Annotated in this window: 11 protein-coding genes; all 11 read left to right on the top strand. The window is 74.1% G+C overall.

The window, feature by feature from the left end; genetic code table 11:
• Window positions 1-4: 4 nt before the first annotated feature.
• Window positions 5-922 (top strand): ornithine carbamoyltransferase, encoded by a 918-nt coding sequence (locus RB614_RS03695; RefSeq protein ID WP_308710895.1) that lies wholly within the window; start codon window positions 5-7, stop codon window positions 920-922.
• Window positions 919-2,169, top strand: coding sequence for an MFS transporter (locus RB614_RS03690; protein WP_308710894.1), 1,251 nt, complete (start codon window positions 919-921; stop codon window positions 2,167-2,169). The genes RB614_RS03695 and RB614_RS03690 overlap by 4 nt, the downstream gene beginning before the upstream one ends.
• 71 nt (window positions 2,170-2,240) lie before the next feature.
• The gene (locus RB614_RS03685; protein WP_308710893.1) at window positions 2,241-3,176 is read left to right on the top strand and encodes a TauD/TfdA family dioxygenase; all 936 of its coding nucleotides are present in this window, start codon (window positions 2,241-2,243) and stop codon (window positions 3,174-3,176) included.
• A gap of 14 nt (window positions 3,177-3,190) precedes the next feature.
• A complete protein-coding gene (locus RB614_RS03680; RefSeq protein ID WP_308710892.1) occupies window positions 3,191-4,123 on the top strand; it encodes a TauD/TfdA family dioxygenase in 933 nt (310 codons plus the stop codon).
• Window positions 4,124-4,270: 147 nt separating this feature from the next.
• Complete coding sequence (locus RB614_RS03675) at window positions 4,271-5,527, top strand: sensor histidine kinase (RefSeq protein WP_308710891.1); 1,257 nt, start codon at window positions 4,271-4,273, stop codon at window positions 5,525-5,527.
• The gene (locus tag RB614_RS03670) at window positions 5,515-6,156 is read left to right on the top strand and encodes a response regulator (RefSeq protein ID WP_308710890.1); all 642 of its coding nucleotides are present in this window, start codon (window positions 5,515-5,517) and stop codon (window positions 6,154-6,156) included. The genes RB614_RS03675 and RB614_RS03670 overlap by 13 nt, the downstream gene beginning before the upstream one ends.
• Window positions 6,157-6,168: 12 nt before the next feature.
• Complete coding sequence (locus RB614_RS03665; RefSeq protein WP_308710889.1) at window positions 6,169-6,963, top strand: DUF4097 family beta strand repeat-containing protein; 795 nt, start codon at window positions 6,169-6,171, stop codon at window positions 6,961-6,963.
• 43 nt (window positions 6,964-7,006) lie between these two features.
• The gene (locus RB614_RS03660) at window positions 7,007-7,756 is read left to right on the top strand and encodes an ABC transporter ATP-binding protein (protein WP_308710888.1); all 750 of its coding nucleotides are present in this window, start codon (window positions 7,007-7,009) and stop codon (window positions 7,754-7,756) included.
• Window positions 7,756-10,251, top strand: coding sequence for an FtsX-like permease family protein (locus tag RB614_RS03655; protein ID WP_308710887.1), 2,496 nt, complete (start codon window positions 7,756-7,758; stop codon window positions 10,249-10,251). Before RB614_RS03660 ends, RB614_RS03655 begins: the two co-directional genes overlap by 1 nt.
• Window positions 10,252-10,390: 139 nt before the next feature.
• On the top strand, window positions 10,391-10,591 hold the full coding sequence (locus RB614_RS03650; RefSeq protein WP_308710886.1) for an MbtH family protein: 201 nt from the start codon (window positions 10,391-10,393) through the stop codon (window positions 10,589-10,591).
• Window positions 10,592-10,635: 44 nt separating this feature from the next.
• A complete protein-coding gene (locus RB614_RS03645; RefSeq protein WP_308710885.1) occupies window positions 10,636-21,522 on the top strand; it encodes a non-ribosomal peptide synthetase in 10,887 nt (3,628 codons plus the stop codon).
• Window positions 21,523-21,525: the final 3 nt, after the last annotated feature.

The following is a 21,525-nucleotide window of genomic DNA, read 5'->3' as shown; positions in this document are numbered from 1 at the left end:
AGCCATGCGCCATCTCATCTCCATCAGCGACCTGACCGACGACGACCTGCACGGGATCGTCGCCCGCGCCGCCCTCTTCGGCGAAGGCGGGCTCGACGGCCGGCCCCTGGAGGGCGCGCTCGCCGGCATCTACTTCCGCCGCACCTCCACCCGGACCCGGACCGCGTTCTCCGCCGGGGCGCTGCGGCTCGGCGCGCAGATCATCACGTTCGGCCCGGACGACCTCCAGCTCAACACCGGCGAGAGCACCGAGGACACCGGGCGGGTGCTCTCCGGCATGCTCGACCTGCTGGTGGCCCGTACCGCCGACGCGACCGCCGAGCTGCGCGGGTGGGCGGCGGCCGGGCCGATGTCGGTGGTCAACGCGATGAGCGCCGAGGAGCACCCGACCCAGGCGCTGGCCGACCTGACCACGCTGGTCCGCCACTTCGGCCGGGTCGAAGGGCTGCGCCTGCTCTACGTCGGCGAGGGCAACAACACCGCCGCGGCGCTCGCCCTGGCACTCACCCGCTACCCCGGCGTCGTGCTGGAGCTGCGGACCCCACCCGGGTACGGGCTGCGGCCGGACGTCCTCGCCGCGGCGGCCGCCCAGGCCCGCTCCCGCGGCGCCGTCCTCACCGAGCGGCACGACATGGCGGGCGTCCCGGAAGAGCTGGACGTCGTCTACACCACCCGCTGGCAGACCACCGGCACGAGCAAGCCGACGCCGGACTGGCGGGAGGTGTTCGCGCCGTTCCAGGTCACGCCGGCGCTCTGGCACGGCAGCCCGAAGGCGGTCTTCATGCACGACCTGCCGGCGCACCGGGGCGAGGAGGTCACGGCCGAGGTGCTGGACGGGCCGGCCAGCATCGCCTTCGCCCAGGCGGAGAACAAGCTGTACAGCGCGATGGCGGCGCTGGAGTGGTGCTGGGCCGGCCGATGACGCTGGCGCAGGCGCCGCCCGAGGCGGAGGAGGTCCCGCTCCGGCGCAACCGCGACTTCCAGTTCCTCTGGGCCGGCTCGGCCCTGTCCGTCCTGGCCGAACGCTTCTCCGCCATGGCGTTCACGCTGCTGGTGATCTGGTCCGGCGGCTCGAAGATCGCCGCCGGCCTGGTGGCCTTCGCGGCCCTGCTGCCGATGCTGCTCGTGCAGCTTCCGGCCGGCGTGCTGGTCGACCGCTGGTCCCGGCGGCGGGTGATGCTCGCCTGCGTGGCCGGCCGGCTGGCCGGCATCGCGAGCGTCGCCGCCGCCGTCGCGGCCGACCGGGTGTGGGTCCCGCACCTGGCCGCGGTGGCGTTCGCGCAGGGCACGATGACGGTCTTCTACCAGCTCGCCGAGCGGGCCACGGTCCGCGCGGTGGTGCCGGGCAGCCAGCTGCCCGCCGCCATGGCGCAGAACGAGGCGCGCGGCCGGGGCGCCAACTTCGTCGGCCACCCGACCGGCGGCGTGCTCTTCGGCCTCACCGCGTACGCGCCGTTCCTGACCAGCACGGTGTTCTACCTCGCCTCGCTGGTGGCGATGCTGCGGCTGCGCACGCCGCCGCAGCCGCCGGCGAAGCGCCGGAGCTGGGGGATCGGCGCCGGCCTGCGCTGGGTGTGGGGGCGGCGCTACTTCCGGACCGCGCTGCTGCTCATCGCCGGCAGCAACCTGCTCTTCCAGGGCGTGATCCTGACCCTCCAGGTGGTCGTCAAGGAGCAGGGCCGCTCGTCCGCCGTCGCCGGCCTGATCATGGCGGCGGGGAGCGTCGGCGGCCTGGCCGGCGCGGTCGTCGGCGGCTGGTGGGTACGGCGGATGGCGATGCGCCACATCATGGTCGTCGCGTACCTGGCCTGGGCGCTGGTGATGCCCGGACTGGTCGTGGTCAGCCACCCGGTGGCGTTCGGCGGGCTGTTCTTCACCACGTCGCTGATCGGCGCCGCGACGACGGTCGCCGGCATGGTGTACCAGCTGCGCATCACCCCGGACGCGATGCAGGGCCGGGTCGGCAGCGTCGTGCTGCTGCTGACCTCCGGGGCCAGCTCGGTCGGCGCGCTCGGCACCGGCTTCCTGCTTGAGGCGGTCAGCACGACGCGCGCGTTCGCCGTCATGTCGGCCGCGATGGGGCTGCTCGCGCTGATCACCGCGGCGACGTTCCTGGGCCGGAAGGCGGCGGAGGACGAGAAGTCCACCGCTGGTATGGGAAATCTATAGGGGCACATTCGATGCTTGCATCGTCCGTAATGGCTTGCACCGTCCGTAACAGTGAGCGCGGGGAGAGCGTGATGTCTGACAGTTGGAAGCCGCTGGAGATCGACCCAGCCAGCGTCGGCGCCGAGGCCAGCGCCGCCGGGCTGGTCAGCTACCTGCGCGGCGAGGCGGGTCTGGACGACCTGCTGGTCAAGGAGAAGGCGCTGGTGTTCCGCGGGTTCGGCGTCGCGCCCGGCGAGCTCGACGGCGTGATGGACCTGCTGCTGCTCAACCGCCTGGCGTACGTGCACGGCAACTCGCCGCGGACCAAGGTCGGCAAGAACGTCTACACCTCGACCGAGTACCCGCCCGAGTTCACCATCTCCATGCACAACGAGCTGTCGTACGCCTCCGCCTGGCCCTCCCGCCTGCTCTTCTACTGCGAGAAGGCGGCCACCACCGGCGGTGCCACCCCGGTCGTCGACGGCGTGCTGTGGCTGGAGTCGCTCGACCCGCAGGTGCGCGAGGCGTACGCCGGCGGGGTCCGGTACACGCAGAACCTGCACGACGGGCTCGGGCTCGGCAAGAGCTGGCAGGACACGTTCGAGACGGACGAGCGCGACGAGGTCGAGGCGTTCCTGGCCGGCTCCGGCGCGACCTGGCAGTGGAAGTCGGACGGCACGCTCCGGGTCAGCCAGATCCGCCCGTCGACCATCCGGCACCCGGTGACCGGCGTCGAGGTCTGGTTCAACCAGTCCGACCAGTGGCACGTGGCCGCGCTCGGCGACGAGACCGCCAAGGCCCTGGCGCAGATCATGCCGGAGGAGGACCTGCCCCAGTCGGTGAGCTTCGCCGACGGCACGCCGATCCCCGGCGACTACGCGGTGCAGGTACGGGACCGCGGCCTGGAGTCCGCCGTGGACGTCGACTGGCGCGAGGGCGACCTGCTGCTGATCGACAACCTCCTCGTCGGCCACGGGCGGCGGCCGTTCACCGGCAGCCGCCGGGTCCTCGTCGCGATGTCCGACTGAGGGGGAGGGCCACCATGGACCGGGTGCTCCCGTTCACCGTCGAGGCCGACGGCTCGGGCGCCGGCGTGATCGAGCGGATCGACGCCGACCGGCGCGAGCTGCGCGCCCTGCTGGCCGAGCACGGCGCGCTGCTGCTGCGCGGCTTCGAGATCGGCGGCGTGGACGGCTTCGACCGGGTGGTGCGGGCGCTGTCCGGCGCGCCGCTGACGTACGCCGAGCGCTCCTCGCCGCGCAGCACCATCAAGGGGCAGGTCTACACCTCGACGGACTACCCGCCGGACGAGGAGATCTTCCTGCACAACGAGAACTCGTACCAGGCGGTCTGGCCGCTGACCCTGTACTTCCACTGCCTCCAGGCGCCGCAGACCCAGGGCGCCACGCCGCTGGCCGACGTCCGGAAGGTGTACGCGTCGATCGACCCGGCCGTCCGCGAGGAGTTCGTCCGCCGCAAGTGGATGGTGGTGCGCAACTTCCACGCCGACTTCGGCAGCTCGTGGCGGCACGCGTTCAACACCGAGGACCGCGCGGCCGTCGAGGCGTACGCGGCCGAGCGCGGCATCGCGCTCGAATGGCTGGACGGCGACGGCCTGCGTACCCGCGCGGTCCGCGAGGCGGTGCACCGGCACCCGGTCTCCGGCGAGAAGGTGTGGTTCAACCACGCGACCTTCTTCCACATCAGCACCCAGGCGAAGGACGTGCGCGAGGGGCTGCTGGAGATCTTCGCGCCGGAGGACCTGCCCAGCAACACGTACTACGGCGACGGCGGCACCATCCCGGACGACGTGATGGACCACCTGCGCTCCTGCTACCGGCAGGCCTCGACCCGGTACGACTGGCAGTACGACGACGTGCTCGTCGTGGACAACATGCTCGCGGCGCACGGCCGGGAGCCGTTCACCGGACCCCGCAAGATCGCGGTCGCGATGGCGGAGCCGTCCGGCGGCTGACCGGGCGGGCAGGATCAGCCCGAGGGCTCCCCACCTGGGGAGCCCTTCGTCCGTTTCGCAGCGGAACCGGAGGTGGTGCTAGGTGCAGGGCGAACACGGGTACCTGTGTCCTGGTTTACCCCGGGCCGCGTTCTCTACGGTCATGGTGTGAGTGTGAACCGCGTCGTCGCCACCGAGCGGCTGGGACAGCCGCCGTGGTCGCCGCGCGCCTGGCAGGTCACCGCCCACGTGCTGGTGGGCGGTGTCGTCGGCCTGGTCACCGGCGGGGTGGTGCTGGCGCTGGCGCTGGCCACCGCGCTGCTCGCGGTCACCGTGGTCTTCGCCCTCGGCACCGGGCTGGCGCTCTTCGCCTGCGTGCACGCGTTCGCCGCGCTCCAGCGCTCCCGGTTCGAGGCGTTCCTCGGCGAGGAGATCCCGGCGCCGCCACCCCACCCGTACGGTGGCTGGGCCCGGCGGCTGGCCGGCGAGGCGCGCTCCGAGACGCTCTGGCGGCAGTTCGGGTACCACGTCTTCGCCCTGGTCGTCGGCGGCGCCGGCGCCGGCGTCGTGGCGCTGGCCTGGGCCGGCGGCCTGCTCCTGCTGACCGCCCCGCTGCACAGCTGGCTGCTCGCCGACGACCCAGCCGGCCCGGTGCCGCTGGTCCTGGCGACCGCCGCCGGGGTGGGGCTGCTCTTCGCCGCGCCGTGGCTGGCCCGCGGGGTCGCCGCGGTCGACCTGCTGGCCGCCCGGGCGCTGCTCGGCCCGAGCCCGCGCGCCGAGCTCGCCCAGCGGGTGGCGCTGCTGTCCCGCAGCCGGGCCGAGCTGGTCGAGGCGGCCGACGCCGAGCGCCGCCGGATCGAGCGCGACCTGCACGACGGCATGCAGCAGCGGCTCGTCTCGCTGGCCATGAACCTCGGGCTGGCCCGGGCCTCGTTCCCGGACGCGCCCGACCCGCTCCGCGACGCGCTCGCCCGTTCCCACGACGACGCCAAGCTCGCGCTCAGCGAGCTGCGCGACGTGGTCCGCGGCCTGTACCCGGCGGTCCTGGACAACCTGGGCCTCGACGCCGCGCTCTCCGGCGTCGCCGCCCGCTCGCCGGTGCCGGCCCGGCTCCGCGTCGACCTGCCCCGGCGGCCGCCGGTGGCGATCGAGGCGGTGGCCTACTTCGTCGTCTCCGAGGCCCTCGCCAACGTGGCCAAGCACTCCGGCGCCACCTCCGTGGAAGTCGCCGTCCACCTGCTGGAAAGCGGCGACCGGCTGCGCGTCGTGATCGCCGACGACGGGCGCGGCGGGGCCCGTCCCGAGCGCGGCACCGGCCTGCGGGGGCTGGCGCAGCGGGTGTCGTCCGTCGATGGCACGCTGGACATCGACAGCCCGGACGGGGGGCCGACGACGATCACGGTGGAGCTGCCATGCGCGTCATGATCGCGGAAGACTCGGTGCTGCTGCGGGAGGGCCTGGTCCGCCTGCTGGAGGCCTCCGGCATGACCGTTGTCGCCGCCGTGGCCAGCGCCGAGGCGCTGCTGGAGGCGGTCGCCGAGGACCAGCCGGACATCGTCGTCGCCGACGTGCGGATGCCGCCCACCTTCACCGACGAGGGGCTGCGCGCCGCCCTCACCCTCCGGCAGAAGTGGCCCTCCGTCGCGGTGCTGGTCCTCTCCCAGTACGTCGAGGAGCGCTACGCCACCGAGCTGCTGTCCCGCCCGGACAGCCGGGTCGGCTACCTGCTCAAGGACCGGGTGGCCGACGTGGCCGAGTTCGTCGACGCGCTGCGCCGGGTCGCCGACGGGGCCACCGTCCTCGACCCGGAGGTCGTCTCCCAGCTGCTCGTCCGGCACCGCAGCGACCCGCTCGAGCGGCTCACCCCGCGCGAGACGCAGGTGCTCTCCCTGATGGCCGAGGGGCGCTCCAACGCCGGTATCGCCGCCGCGCTCGTGGTCAGCGAGAGCGCCGTGGCCAAGCACGTCAACAGCATCTTCACCAAGCTCGACATCGCGATGGAAGACAACGACCACCGCCGGGTGCTCGCCGTGCTGCGGTTCCTGAAGAGCTGAGGAGAACGAAACGTGTCCAGAGTTGTCGTGGAGAAGCGGACCGCGTGGCGGACGCTGGGGGCGGCGGCCACGGTCCTGGTGCTCCTCTTCGCCGGGGCGGTGGCCTGGACCTGGCTCAGCCCCGAGCGCACCGACGAGCACCGCGAGACGTACCGGCAGGAGGTCTCCCGGGTCACGCTCGACAGCAACGCCGGCGACATCACGGTGACCGCCGGGGAGGCCGGGGCGGTCACCGTCGAGCGGCGGCTCGCCTGGACCTCGCTGCGCAAGCCGACCGTCGAGGAGAAGTGGAGCGGCGACACGCTCACCATCACCGGGCGCTGCCCCGGCACCGGCCTCAAGTTCGGCCTCGGCAGCGACTGCACGCTCGACTACGTGCTGCGGGTGCCGCCGGGCGTCGCGCTCGACCTGCGCACCGAGGCGGGCAGCGTGCGGGTCAGCGACCTCACCGGCGAGGTACGGCTGACCGCGTCCGCCGGCGACATCACCGCCGAGCACGTCTCCGGGCCGCTCTACGCGCGGGCGGACAGCGGCAAGATCACCGGGGTCGGGCTCCGCTCCGACACCACCGACGTCGAGATCGACTCCGGCGACGTCGACCTCACGTACGCCGAGGTGCCGCCGACCGTGAGCGCGGTGGCCAGCGCCGGCGACGTGGTGATCCACCTGCCCTCCGGCGCGTACGCCGTGACCGCCGACGCGGCCTCCGGCGACGAGCGGGTCGAGGTCACCACCGACCCCGGCGCACCCTCCTCCGTCACCGCGCGCACCAGCGCCGGCGACGTCACGATCCAGTACAGCAGCTGACCGACCTTCACACTCCGTAACCACGAATCTCTCTGGGGGATCGATGGACGAGACCGTGCGCCTCGAGGCGTTGAGCAAGACGTACGGGAGCGGCGACAACGCCGTGACGGCGCTACGCGGCGTAACCCTCGAATTCCCGCCCGGCAGCTTCACCGCGATCATGGGACCCTCCGGTTCCGGCAAGTCGACGCTGTTGCAGTGCGCCGCCGGGCTGGACCGGCCCAGCGGCGGCCGGGTGGTCGTCGCCGGCACCGACCTGAGCGCGCTCGACGAGACCGCGCTGACCCTGCTGCGGCGCGACCGGATCGGCTTCGTGTTCCAGGCGTTCAACCTGCTGCCGTCGCTGACCGCCGCGCAGAACGTGGCCCTGCCGCTGCGCCTGGCCGGCACCCGCCCCGACCCGGCCGACATCGCCAGCGCGCTGCGCCAGGTGGGGCTGGAGGAACGGGCCGGCCACCGGCCGAGCGAGCTCTCCGGCGGCCAGCAGCAGCGGGTGGCGATCGCCCGCGCGCTGGTGACCAGGCCGGCGGTCCTCTTCGCCGACGAGCCGACCGGCGCCCTCGACACCGTGACCAGCCGCGACCTGCTGCGCACCCTGCGCGGCCTGGTCGACCGCGCGGCGTCGGGCGGCACCGGCATCCGCACGATCGTGATGGTCACCCACGACCCGGTCGTCGCCGCGTACGCCCACCGCGTGGTCTTCCTCGCCGACGGCCGCGTCGTGGGCGAGCTCGACGACCCCACCGCGGACGCGGTCGCCGCCCGCATGGTCCACCTGGAGGTGGCCGCGTAATGTTCGGCATCGCTGTGCAGACGTTGCGGGCCCGCTGGGTCTCGTTCGCCGGCACCGTGGTCGCGCTGGTCCTCGGCGTGGCCCAGGTCGCCGCGATGGGGCTGCTGCTGGGCGCGCTGCTCGACCTGCCGGACCGGCCGCCGCAGCGGTTCGCCGCCGCGCCGGCGGTGGTCTTCGGCAACGACCCGGAGTGGAACCCGGCCCACCACGACCTCGGCGTCCGGTCGCTCGCCGAGGCGAAGGGCGTGCCCGCGGACGTGGTCGAGCGGGTCGCCGCCACCGGCGAGGTGGTCCTGGACCGGGCCTTCTACGCCCAGGTCGCCGGCGGCGACGCCGACCAGGTCGGCCACCCCTGGTCGGTGGCCCGGTTCGGCGGGTACGAGCTGGCGGCCGGGCGCGCCCCGGCCGCCGACACCGAGATCGTGGTCGGCGGTGGCGGCACCGGTGCGGCCGTGGGGCAGCGGGTGGACGTGCTGACCGCGGACGGCGCCCGGCCGTACCAGGTGGTCGGCGTGACCGCCCCGGTCGACTTCGAGCGGGCGGTCTTCTTCACCGACGCCGAGGCGGCCCGCATCTCGCCGCGGGTCGAGGCGGTCGTCGCGCTCGGGCCGGTGGAGGCGGTCCGCTCGGCGGTCGCGGGGTCCACTGTGGAGGTGCTCACCGGCGTCGACCGGCACAAGGCCGACGTCAGCGAGGACCGCGACCGGGAGGCGCTCGACAACACCGTCACGCTGCTGCCGATCACCGCGAGCGTGGCGGGCTCCACCGCGATCTTCGTGGTCGCCTCCACGTTCGCGTTCGCGGTGGTGCAGCGCCGCCGCGAGGTCGCCCTGCTGCGCACCGTCGGGGCCACCCCCAAGCAGGTACGCCGGATGGTGCTCGCCGAGGCCCTGCTGGTCGGTGCGCTCGCCTCGGCCGCCGGCTGCGTGCTCGGCCTCCTCGGCGCCCGGCTGCTGGCCCGCTGGCTGATCAGCCTCGGCATCTCGCCCTCCTGGTTCGGCGTGCACCCGTCCCTCGCGCCCGCGGTGCTGCTGCCGGTCGCCGGCGCGTTCCTCACCGGCGTGCTCGTGGCGCTGCTCGGCGCCGCCGCCGCATCCTGGCGGGCCGGCCGGGTCCGCCCGATCGAGGCGCTCCGGGACGCGGCGGTGGACCGGCCGATGACCTCCGGCCGGTGGCTGCTCGGGGTCGGCGGGCTCGCCGCCGGGGTCGGCATGGTCGCCTACGTCGGCTTCGCCGCGCCGGAGATGACGCTGGTACCCAACAAGTACGTGCCCACGCTGCTCGTCCCGATCGGCGCGTTCGCGCTGCTCGCACCGGTACTCGTCGGCCCGCTGACCCGGCTGCTCATGGCCCCGTTCGGTGGGGCGAAGGGCGCGGGCGCGATGGTCGTGCGGGAGAGCGCGCTGACCGCGCGCCGGCGTACCGCGGCGACCGCCGTGCCGGTCCTGCTCACCGTGGGGCTGGCCATCTCGCTGCTCGGCGCCACCGACACCATCAACGAGGCCCGGGACAGCGGCCTGCGCAACCAGGTGACCGCCGACTACGTGCTCGCCCCGGAGGGCAGCCCGGGCATCAACCGGGCCGCCGTCGAACGGGTCGCCGCGGTGCCCGGCGTGCACGTGGTCGCGCCGGTGCTCACCACGCTGTACACGATGGACGGTGACCGGCTGCAGGAGAACGACGGGTACGCGGTCGAGCCGGCCGCGCTCTCCCGCACGCTCGACCTGCCGGTCGTGGAGGGCTCGCTGGACGACCTCGACGACGGCGGCATCGTCGTGGCGAAGTCCTGGGGGTACGAGCTGGGCCAGCCGGTCGAGGTCTTCATGGCCGACGGCAGCACGGTGTCGCTGCGGGTGGCCGCCATCTACGAGGCGCTGCGCGGGCAGGACATCGGGTACGTCACGCAGAAGTACGCCGCCACCGGCGCGTACGCCCGCAACGGGCTGGCCCGCCGGGCGTACGTCTCGCTGGACGAGGGCACCGACCGGGACGCCGCGCTCGCCGCGATGCGCAGCGCCGTCGACGGGCTGGGCGCCCGGGTGCTCAGCACCGAGGAGATGGTGGCCACCGAGGCGGCCGCGGCCCGGCAGCTCACCGCGGTCCGGCAGCGTTCGGTCGCGGTCATCGTGGTGGTGTTCTGCTTCATCGCGATCGTCAACACGCTGCTGATGGCGACCGCCGACCGGCGCCGCGACCTGGCCGTGCTGCGGCTGGCCGGCGCCACCCCGCGGCAGGTCGTCGCCCTCTTCGCCGCGGAGTCGTTGCTGGTGGCCGGGATCGGCGTGGTGCTCGCGCTGATGGCGTCCGCGCTCAACCTGGCCGGGCTCTGGATCGCGCTGATCGGGCTCTTCGGCGCGACACCGGTCGTGGTGCCGCTGGGGATCGTCGCCGGCATCACGGCGGTGGCGGCACTGCTGGCCGTCCTCGGCGCGGTACTGCCCACGTCGGCCTCCCTGCGCACCCGCGCCGTGGCCCTGGCCACCGCCCGCGAGTAACCGGCCTTTCCCCATCCCGATCAGGGAGCGGCTCACCCCCGTGGCCGCTCCCTGATCGCTGTGCGCGCTCCGCTCCCGGGACGCCCGCGAAGGTCCGCCTCTATAGGGCAGATATAGCGCCCCCCGCGATGCTCACCGCATGACTGATGAGCTCACCTACCGCGTGGTCGTCAACGACGAGGAGCAGTACTCGATCTGGGCGGCCGACCGCGAGCTTCCCGCCGGCTGGCGCGCCGAGGGTACCGAGGGGACCAAGCAGGAGTGCCTCGCGCGGATCGCCGAGGTGTGGACCGACATGCGCCCGCTGAGCCTGCGGCGCCGGATGGAGCAGGCGGCCTGACCGCCGCACCGCCAGCCCACGAACGCGACGGAGGACGGGAAGCGATGAGCACGCGTGGAGTGCAGACGACCGAGCGTGCGGACGCGCTCCGCGAGGAGCTGATCCGCGCCCGGCTCGCCGGGGGAGCCGGACGCGCCGGGAAGGGCGCCCGCCTGGCGCCGGTGGAGCGCGGCGGCCCGCTGCCGCTGTCGTACGGGCAGCAGCAGATGTGGTTCCTCAGCCGGCTGGAGCCGGAGAGCTGGGAGTACGCGGTCCCGGTCGCCCTGCGGCTGCGCGGCCCGCTCGACGTGGCGGCGCTGCGCCGGGCGTTCGACGGCGTGGTCGCCCGGCACGAGATCCTGCGCACCCGGTACGCGCTGGACGGCGCCGAGCCGGTGCAGGTGATCGACCCGCCGGCGCCGTTCGCCCTGCCCGTCGAGGACCTCACCGCACTGCCCACAGTGGAGCGTGAGCGGCGCGCGGCCGAGCTGGCGGCGGCCGCGCCGGGCGAGCCGTTCGACCTGGCGCAGGAGCACCCGGTGCGGGCGAGCCTGCTGCGCCTCGCCGCCGACGACCACATCCTGGTCGTGGTCTTCCACCACGTGGCCTGCGACGCCTGGTCGGTGCGGGTCTTCGCGGAGGAGCTGGGCGCCCTCTACGCCGGCACCGGCGCCCCCCTCGCCCCGCTGCCGGTGCAGTACGCCGACTACGCCGCCTGGGAGCGCGCGCACCTCACCGGCGACGTGCTCCGGCGGCACCTGGACTACTGGCGGGGTGAGCTGGACGGCGTACCGCCGCTGGACCTGCCGACCGACCGTCCCCGCCCGGCCACCCGCAGCTGGGAAGGGGACGCGGTGCCGTTCGCGTTCCCGGCCGCGCTGACCGAGCGGCTGCGCAAGGTGAGCGCCGAGCACGGCACCACGCTGTTCATGACGCTGCTCGCCGGCTACCAGGTGCTGCTCGGCCGGTACACCGGCCGCACCGACGTGCCGGTGGGCACGGTCGTCTCCGGGCGCACGCGACCGGAGGTGCAGCGCCTCATCGGGTACGGCGTCAACAGCCTCGTCATGCGCGGGCGGGCCGAGGGCGACCCCTCGTTCGCCGAGCTGCTCGGGCGCACCCGGGAGACCGTGCTGGCCGCCTTCGACCACCAGGAGGTGCCGTTCGCCCGGCTGGTCGACGAGCTCCAGCCGCAGCGGGACATGTCCCGCACGCCGCTGTTCCAGGCCGCGTTCACCATGCACGAGGAGCGCGCCGCCGGCTTCGACCTGCCCGGGCTGGCGGTCGAGGCGCTCACCGCGCCGTCCCGGGTGGCCCGCTTCGACCTGACCCTTCAGGTGGAGGAGGCCGCCGACGGTACGCTGCGCGGCACCCTGGAGTACGTCACGGCGCTCTTCGACCGCTCCACGGTGGAGCGGATGACCTGGCACCTGGTCCGGTTGCTCGACCGGGCCACGGCCGCACCGGACCGGCCGCTGTCGCGGCACGTGATGCTGGACGCGGGCGAGCTGGCCCTCGTCGCGCCCCCCGTGCAGTTCCTCACCCCGCCGGACGCCTGCGTGCACGAGGCGTTCGAGCGGCGCGCGGCCACCTGCCCCGACTCGGTCGCGGTGGTCTTCGGCGACCAGAGCCTCACCTACGCCGAGCTCAACGCGCGCGCCAACCGCCTCGCCCACCACCTGCGCGAGCTGGGCGCCGGCCCGGAGACGCTGGTCGGCGTCTCGCTGGACCGCGGCATCGACCTCGTGCCCACGCTGCTCGGCGTGCTCAAGTCCGGCGCCGCGTACCTCCCGCTGGACCCGGCGTACCCGGCGGACCGGCTCGCCTTCATGCTCGCCGACACCGCCGCACCGGTCGTGGTCACCACCGCCGCGCACACCGGGAAGCTCGGCACCATCCACTCCGGACGGTTCGTCGTGCTGGACGGCGCGGAGGACGCCGCCGCCCTCGCCGCCCGCCCGGACACCAACCCCACCCCGGTGTCCACACCGGACAACCTCGTCTACGTCATCTACACCTCCGGCTCGACCGGCCGCCCCAAGGGCGTCTGCCTCACCCACGGCAACGTGCTGCGGCTGCTCACCACCGCCGAGGAGCACTACGCGTTCGGCGACACGGACGTCTGGCCGCTGTTCCACTCGTACGCCTTCGACGTCTCCGTCTGGGAGCTGTGGGGCTCGCTGCTCTACGGCGGCAAGCTGGTCGTGGTGCCGCAGGCGGTGACCCGCTCGCCCGAGGACTTCCTCGACCTGCTCGTCGCGCACCGGGTCACCGTGCTCAACCAGACCCCGTCGGCGTTCCGCGGTCTCGTGGCCCTGGCGGCGGAGGGCGACCAGCGGATCGACCGCCTCGCCCTGCGGGCCGTGGTCTTCGCCGGCGAGAAGCTGGAGGTGCCGGAGCTCGCCCCCTGGGCCGCCCGCCGCGACCTGGACCGCACCCTGCTGCTCAACATGTACGGCATCACCGAGACCACGGTGCACACCACCTACTACCGGCTGGTCGCCGCCGACCTGGCGCCCGGCGCCCCCAACCCGGTCGGGCACCCGCTGCGCGACCTGCAGGTCTACCTGCTCGACGCGGACGGCAACGTGGCCCCGATCGGGGTCCCCGGCGAGATCCACGTCGGCGGTCCGGGGGTTGCCCGCGGCTACCTCAACCGGCCGGAGCTGACCGCCGAGCGGTTCGTGCCCGACCCGTTCGGCCCGCCCGGCGCCCGCCTGTACCGCAGCGGCGACCTGGCCCGCCGCGAGCCGGACGGGAGCCTGTCGTTCCTCGGCCGGATCGACCACCAGGTGAAGATCCGCGGGTTCCGGATCGAGCTCGGCGAGATCGAGGCGGCGATGACCGCCCATCCGCAGGTGCGGGACGCGGTCGTGGTGGTCCGCGAGGACCAGCCCGGCGACCGGCGGCTGGTCGGCTACGCGGTGCCGGCCCGGGACGCCGTACCGTCGCCGGGGGAGCTGCGCGCCCTGCTGGCCCGCACGCTGCCCGAGTACATGATCCCGTCGGCGTTCGTGCCGCTGGGGAAGATCCCGCTGACCGCCAACGGCAAGCTCGACCGGGCCGCACTGCCCAGTGTGGACCGTGCCGCGCTCTCCGCGGAGCGGGACTACGTGGCCCCGCGCACGCCCGAAGAGGAGCGGATGGCCGCGGTCTGGCGGCAGGTGATCGGCGTCGACCGGGTCGGCGTGGACGACGGCTTCTTCGACCTCGGCGGCGACTCGATCCGGGCGGTGGCGCTGGTCGGTGCCCTCCGCGAGGCCGGCTACGACGTGGCGGTACGGGACGTCTTCGCGCACCGCACCGTGGCCCAGCTGACCTCCTTCCTGGCCGGGGCCGCACCGGCCGCCGCGGCGCCGGCGCCCGGCGTCCAGCCGTTCGCGCTCGTCTCCGCCGCGGACCGGGCCGCGCTGCCCGGCGGCGTGGTGGACGCGTACCCGCTGGCCCAGGTGCAGCTCGGCATGGTCGTGGAGATGCTCGCCGACGACGGCCGGCACCACTACCACAACTCGACCTGCTTCCGGATCGTCGACGGCGAGCCGTTCTCGCCGCCGGCGTTCGCCCGCGCGGCCCGGCTCGTCGTGCAGCGGCACGAGGTGCTGCGGACCTCGTTCGCGCTGGACACGTACTCCACACCGCTGCAGCTCGTGCACGGCACCGCCGAGCCCGCCGTCGGCCACCGGGAGCTGCCCGGCCTCGCCGGCGCGGAGCTGGAGCGGTCGCTGCGCGCGTTCATGGCCGCCGAACGGGCCCAGCTCTTCGACCTGTCCCGGCCGCCGCTGGTCCGCTTCCACGCGCACGCCAGCGACGACGGCTGGTGGCTGACGCTCACCGAGTGCCACGCGGTCCTCGAAGGCTGGAGCCACCACTCGCTGCTGATGGAGCTGGTCGGCGCCTACAAGGCGTACCGGGACGGGCGGGAGCCGGAGCCCGCCGCGCCGGCCGCCGTGCGGTACGCCGACTTCGTCGCCGCCGAACTGTCCGCATTGGACGACGAGGCGGACCGGGCGCACTGGCGCGGGACGGTCGAGCGGTACGCGAAGTTCACCCTCCCGGCCGGCTGGGGCGACGACCCGGCCACCCCGCGCGGCGTGCACAAGGCCTGGGTGCCGTACCGGGACCTGGAGCAGCGGCTGCGCGCCCTGGCCTCCACCGCCGAGGTGCCCATCAAGGCGGTGCTGCACGCCGCCCACCTCAAGGTGATGAGCCAGCTCACCGACGAGCCCACCTTCCACACCGGACTCGTCACCAACGCCCGGCCGGAGGTGACCGGCGCGGACAAGGTCGCCGGCGTCTACCTCAACCCGCTCCCGTTCGGCTTCGACCGCGGCGCCCGCACCTGGCGGGACCTGGTCCGGCGGGTCTTCGCCCGGGAGATCGAGGTCTGGCCGCACCGCCGGTTCCCGCTCGCCGCGATGCAGCGCGAGTTCGGCGGCGGCGAGCGCCTCGTCGACGTCCGCTTCAGCTACCAGGACTTCCGCCAGGTCGACGCGGACGTGGTCGACTACGCCGCGACGATCGACGACAGCCCGACCGAGTTTCCGCTCGGCGTCTCCACCCGGGCCGGCTTCTGCGTGCTGACCGCCAACAACCACTTCCTCAGCCGCTCCAATGTGGACCGGGTCGCGGCCATGTACCGCGCGGTCCTGGAGGCGATGGCGGCCGACCCGGACGGCGACGCCGCGGCGGCGTACCTGCCGGACGGCGAGCTGCGCCGGGTGGTCGCCGACTGGAACGACTCGGCCGCCGGGTTCGCGGACGCCTCGGTGCTGGCGCTCTTCGAACGGCAGGCCGCCGCCACCCCGGCCGCGACCGCGGTGCGCTGCGGCGACACCGAGCTGACGTACGAGCAGCTGGACGCCCGCGCCAACCGGTACGCGCACCACCTGCGCGGCCGCGGCGTCGGGCCGGAGGCCCTGGTCGGCGTGCTGCTGGAGCGGGGCCTCGACCTGCCCGCCGCCCTGCTCGGCGTCTGGAAGGCGGGGGCGGCGTACGTGCCGCTGGACCCGGCCTTCCCGGCCGACCGGATCGCCGCCATGATGGCCGACGCCGGCGCGCGGGCGGTCGTCACCCAGGAGGCGTTCGCCGACCGGTTCACCGGCGAGGTGGTCGTGGTGGACCGGGACCGCCGGCTCATCGCCCGCGCCCCCTCGACCGCACCGGCCCGCGACGACGACCCGGACCGCCTCGCCTACGCCATCTTCACGTCCGGTTCGACGGGGCGGCCGAAGGGGGTGGCGATCAGCCACCGCGGCCTGACCAACCACGTGCAGTGGGCGGCCGAGGTGCTCGCCTCGCGCGGCACCGGCGGCGCGCCGCTGTTCTCGTCGGTGGCGTTCGACCTGGTGGTGCCGAACCTGTGGGCGCCGCTGGTGTCCGGGCAGCGGCTGTGGATGCTGCCGCCGGACGTCGAGCTCGACGCGCTGTCGGCGGCACTGCGGGACGCGGCCCCGTTCAGCTTCGTCAAGCTGACCCCCGGCCACCTGGAGATCCTCGAACCGTCGCCGGACTACGCACCGGTCATGGTCGTCGCCGGTGAGGCCCTGCCCGGCCCGGTAGCGGACAAGTGGCGCGCGGTCCTGGGTGACGGCAACCTGGTCAACGAGTACGGGCCGACCGAGGCCTCCGTCGGTACCTGTATCTTCCCGGTCTCCGGGCCGCAGGGGGCGGACGTGGTGCCGATCGGGCGCCCGCTGCCCAACATGACCATGCGCGTCCTCGACGCCGACCTCCAGCCGGTCCCGGTCGGGGTCGCCGGCGAGCTGTACGTGGGCGGCACCGGCGTCGCGCGCGGGTACGTCAACCGGCCCGACCTCACCGCGGAGAAGTTCCTGCCCGACCCGTGGTCGCCGGGCGCCCGGATGTACCGCACCGGCGACCTGGTGCGCTGGTCCGCCGACGGCAACATCGAGTTCCTCGGCCGGATCGACGACCAGGTGAAGATCCGTGGGTACCGGGTGGAGCTGGGCGAGATCCGCGCGGTGCTGCTGGACCACCCGGACGTGCGGGACGCGGCCGTGGTGGTGCACGGTGACCGGATCGTCGCGTACGTGGTCGGTTCCACGGATGTGAAGGCGCACTGTGGACGGACGTTGCCGGAGTACATGGTGCCCTCCACCGTGGTCGGTGTGGAGCGGATCCCGTTGAACGCCAACGGCAAGGTCGACCGGCGGGCGCTGCCCGACCCGGAGGGTGCCGCCGACGAGCGGGCGTACGTCGCGCCACGCGACCCGGCCGAGGAGCGGATCGCCGCGCTCTGGTGCCAGGTGCTCGGCCTCGAACGGGTGTCGGTGGAGGAGAGCTTCTTCGACGCGGGCGGCCACTCGATCCGGGCCATCGCGCTGGTGGGCGCCCTGCGGGCGGCGGGCTTCGAGGCCGGTGTCCGGGACGTCTTCACCCACCGCACCGTCGCCGCCCTCGCCGCCGCGCTCCCCGTCACGGGCGCCGCCGAGGACGAGGAGCTGGTGGCGCCGTTCGCGCTGATCGACGCCGCCGACCGGGCCGCCCTGCCGGACGGGCTCGTCGACGCGTATCCGCTGGCCCAGGTGCAGCTCGGCATGCTCGTCGAGATGCTGGCCGACGACAGCGTGAACAAGTACCACAACACCACCACGTTCCGGATCCGCGACGGCCGCCCGTTCGACGTGGCGGCCCTGCGCGCGGCGGCGGCCGAGGTCGTCGCCCGGCACGAGATGCTCCGGACCTCCTTCGACCTGGACGGGCTGAGTGTGCCGATGCAGCTCGTCCACCGCACCGCCACGATCCCGGTCGAGGTACGCGACCTGCGCGGCCTCGACGCCGACGGGCTGCGCCAGGCGATCCGCGACTTCACCGCGCGGGAACGGGCCACGCTCTTCGACCTCACCAGGGCGCCGCTGCTGCGGGTCGCCGCGCACGTGGAGAGCGACAAGGCGTGGTGGATGTCGGTCAGCGTCTGCCACCCGATCACCGAGGGGTGGAGCCACCGTTCGCTGCTGATGGAGCTCGTCGAGGCGTACCTCGGCGTGCGCGGCGGCGGTGCGGCGCCGGTGCGGGAGGTCCCCGCGCTGCGGTACGCGGACTTCGTCGCCGCCGAGATCGCCGCGGTCGAGTCCACCGAGGACCGCGGGTACTGGCAGGGCGTCGTGGACCGGTACGCCCGGTTCCACCTCCCCGCCGGCTGGGGCGACGACGGCGACACGCCACGCCGGGCGTACACGGTGACCGTCCCCCTCGCCGACCTGAGCGGCACGTTGCGGGCCCGGGCGAGCGAGGCCGGCGCGTCGCTGAAGGCGGTGCTGCACGCCGCGCACCTGAAGGTGATGAGCCAGCTCACCGACGAGCCGGCGTTCTACACCGGCCTGGTGTGCAGCGGCCGACCCGAGGTGGCCGGTGCCGAGCGGGTGTACGGCATGTACCTCAACACGCTCCCGTTCGCGTACGACGGCACCGCCACGACCTGGCGCGCGGCGGTCCGGCAGGCGTACGACCGGGAGGGCGAGCTCTGGCCGCACCGGCGGTTCCCGATGCCGGTGATCCAGCGCGACCTCGGCGACGGCGCCCGTTTGCTCGACGTCCGCTTCAGCTACCTCGACCTGCAGCAGGCCCAGGTGGACACCGATGTGGTCGACGCCGAGTCCGGCGTGGGCGAGGGGGCCACCGAGTTCGGGCTCGCGGTCGCCGCCCGGGCCAGCGGCCTGGTGCTCACCGTCGACACGCACGCGCTCAGCCCGGGCAACGCCGAGCGGATCGGCCGGATGTACCGGGCGGTCCTGGAGGCGATCGCGGCCGACCTCGACGGCGACGCGCGGGAGGCGTACCTGCCGGGCGCCGAGCGGGACCGGCTGCTGATGGAGTGGAGCCACAACCCGGGCGCCACGGTCGGCCGCTCGGTGCTGGAACTCGTGGAGGAGCGGGCGGCCACGTCGCCCGGTGCCCTGGCGGTGGAGGTGGGCGGCACCCGGGTCACGTACGCCGACCTCGACGCCCGCGCCAACCGGCTTGCCCACCACCTGCGCGGGCGCGGTGTGCGGCCGGAGTCGCTCGTGGCGGTGCTGCTCGACCGGGGCGCCGATCTGGTCGTCGCGATGCTCGCGGTGTGGAAGGCGGGCGGCGCGTACGTGCCGCTGGACCCGGCCTTCCCGGCCGACCGGATCGCCGCCATGATGGCCGACGCGGGCGTGCGGGTCGCGGTCACCCAGGAGTCCTATGTGGACCGGTTCGCGGTGCAGACGGTGCTCGCCGTCGCTGCCGCCGGTGAGCCGGACACCGCGCCCGAGCGGGTGGACGACCTGGACCGTCTCGCGTATGTCATCTTCACGTCCGGTTCGACGGGGCGGCCGAAGGGTGTGGCGGTGACGCACCGGGGTTTGTCGAATCATGTGCAGTGGGCGGCGGAGGTGCTCGCCTCGCGTGGTTCGGGTGGTGCGCCGCTGTTCTCGTCGGTGGCGTTCGATCTGGTGGTGCCGAACCTGTGGGCGCCGCTGGTGTCCGGCCAGCGGCTCTGGCTGCTGCCGCCGTCGTCCGAACTGGACACGCTGTCGGGCGAGTTGGCGGCGGCGGCGCCGTTCAGCTTCGTCAAGCTGACGCCGGGGCATCTGGAGATCCTCGAACCGTCGGCGGGGTACGCGCCGGTGATCGTGGTGGCGGGTGAGGCGTTGCCCGGCCCGGTGGCGGAGAAGTGGCGCCAGGTCCTGGGCGACGGCAACCTGGTCAACGAGTACGGGCCGACCGAGGCATCCGTCGGCACCTGCGTCTTCCCGGTCGCCGGGCCGCAGGGGGCGGACGTGGTGCCGATCGGCCGCCCGCTGCCCAACATGACGATGTTCGTGCTCGACCGCCACCTGCGCCCGGTCCCCGCCGGCGTGGTCGGCGAGCTGTACGTCGGCGGCACCGGCGTGGCCCGCGGCTACGTCAACCGGCCCGAGCTGACCGCCGAGCGGTTCCTGCCCGACCCGTTCGGCTCGGTCGGCGGCCGCCTCTACCGCACCGGAGACCTCGTCCGCTGGTCGCAGGAGGGCGACATCGAGTTCCTCGGCCGGATCGACGACCAGGTCAAGATCCGCGGGTACCGGGTGGAGCTGGGCGAGATCCGCGCGGTGCTGCTGGACCACCCGGACGTGCGGGACGCGGCCGTGATCGCGCACGAGCAGCGGATCGTCGCGTACGTGGTCGGCTCGACCGACGTCCGGGATCACTGTGGACGGACGTTGCCGGAGTACATGGTGCCCTCCACTGTGGTCGGTGTGGAGCGGATCCCGTTGAACGCCAACGGCAAGGTGGACCGGCGGGCGCTGCCCGACCCGGACGGGGCCGCCGACGAGCGGGCGTACGTCGCGCCGCGTACCGCCGCCGAGGAGCGGATCGCGGCCATCTGGTGCGAGGTGCTCGGCGTGGAGCGGGTGTCGGTGGAGGAGAGCTTCTTCGACGCCGGTGGCCACTCGATCCGGGCCATCGCGCTGGTGGGTGCGCTGCGGGCGGCGGGCTTCGAGGCCGGCGTCCGGGACGTCTTCACCCACCGCACCGTCGCCGCGCTCGCGACCGCGCTCTCCAGCGGGGACGCCCTCGAAGCGGCGGCCGGGGTCGCGCCGTTCGCGCTCGTCGGGTCGGACGTCCGCGAGCGGCTCCCCGAGGACGTGGTCGACGCGTACCCGCTGTCGCAGGTGCAGCTCGGCATGCTGGTCGAGATGCTCGCCGACGAGCGGGCGGCCCGGTACCACAACTCGGCGACGTTCCTCGTCCGGGACGGGCGCCCGTTCGACCCGGACGCCCTGCGGGCCGCGGCGCGTACGGTGGTCGAGCGGCACGAGATGCTGCGGACCTCGTTCGACCTCGACCGGTACGGCGTGCCGCTCCAGCTCGTCCACCCCTGCGCCGAGCTGCCGGTCGCCGTGCACGACCTGCGCGGGCTCGACGCCGAAGGGGTGGAACGGGCGGTGCGCGAGCACATCGCCCGGGAGCGGGCCGACCTCTTCGACCTGTCGGCGCCGCCGCTGCTGCGGGTCTCCGCCCTGGTGGAGAGCGGCGAGGCGTGGCGGCTCGGCTTCACCCACTGCCATGCGATCACCGAGGGCTGGAGCCAGCACTCGCTGCTGATGGAGGTGCTCGACCTCTACCGGCGGTACGCCGAGGGCGCGCCGCCCCAGCCGTACGAGACACCGGCCGTCCGGTACGCCGACTTCATCGCCGCCGAGGCGGCCGCGCTGGAGTCCACCGAGGACAAGGGCTACTGGCAGGGCGTCGTCGACCGGTTCGCGCCCTGCGTGCTGCCGCCGGACTGGGGCACCGGGCCGGACGGGGCGCGCGAGGACCTCAAGCTCCCGATCGTCTTCCGGGACATCGAGGAGCCGCTGCGGGCGCTCGCCACGGCGACCGGCACCTCGTTCAAGGCGGTGCTCCTCGCCGCGCACCTCAAGGTGCTCAGCTCGGTCACCAACGAGCCGGCGTTCCACACCGGCGTGCTCTACAGCGCCCGGCCCGAGGCGCCCGGCGCCGAGCGGGTGTACGGCATGTACCTCAACACGCTGCCGTTCGCCCACGACACCGCCACCGCGAAGACCTGGCGGGAGCTCGTGCGGCAGGTCTTCGACCGGGAGGCGGAGGTGTACGCCCACCGCCGCTACCCGCTGCCGGCGATCCAGCGGCAGGCCGGCGGGCACCGGCTCTTCGACATCATGTTCCGCTACCAGGACTTCCACCAGGTCGACACCGGCCGGGTGGACGTCCGCGGCGGGGCCGGCGAGGGCACCAACGAGTTCACGATGACGGTCGCCACCCAGCCCGGGTACCTGGTGCTGCGGGCGATCAGCACCGGCCTCGACCGGGGCGCGGCGGAACGGCTGGCCGGCATGTACCGGGCGGTGCTGGAGGCGATGGCCGCCGACCCGGACGGCGACGCCCGGGCCACGTACCTGTCCGAGCACGAGAAGGCGCGGGTCCTGCAGGACTGGAACGACACCGAGGTGGAGTGGTAGGCG

This window comes from Phytohabitans maris (assembly GCF_031085175.1).
Taxonomy (GTDB): Bacteria; Actinomycetota; Actinomycetes; order Mycobacteriales; family Micromonosporaceae; genus Phytohabitans; species Phytohabitans maris.
Note: the sequence above shows the minus strand (reverse complement) of the source record. Positions and strands in the feature narration are given on the sequence as shown.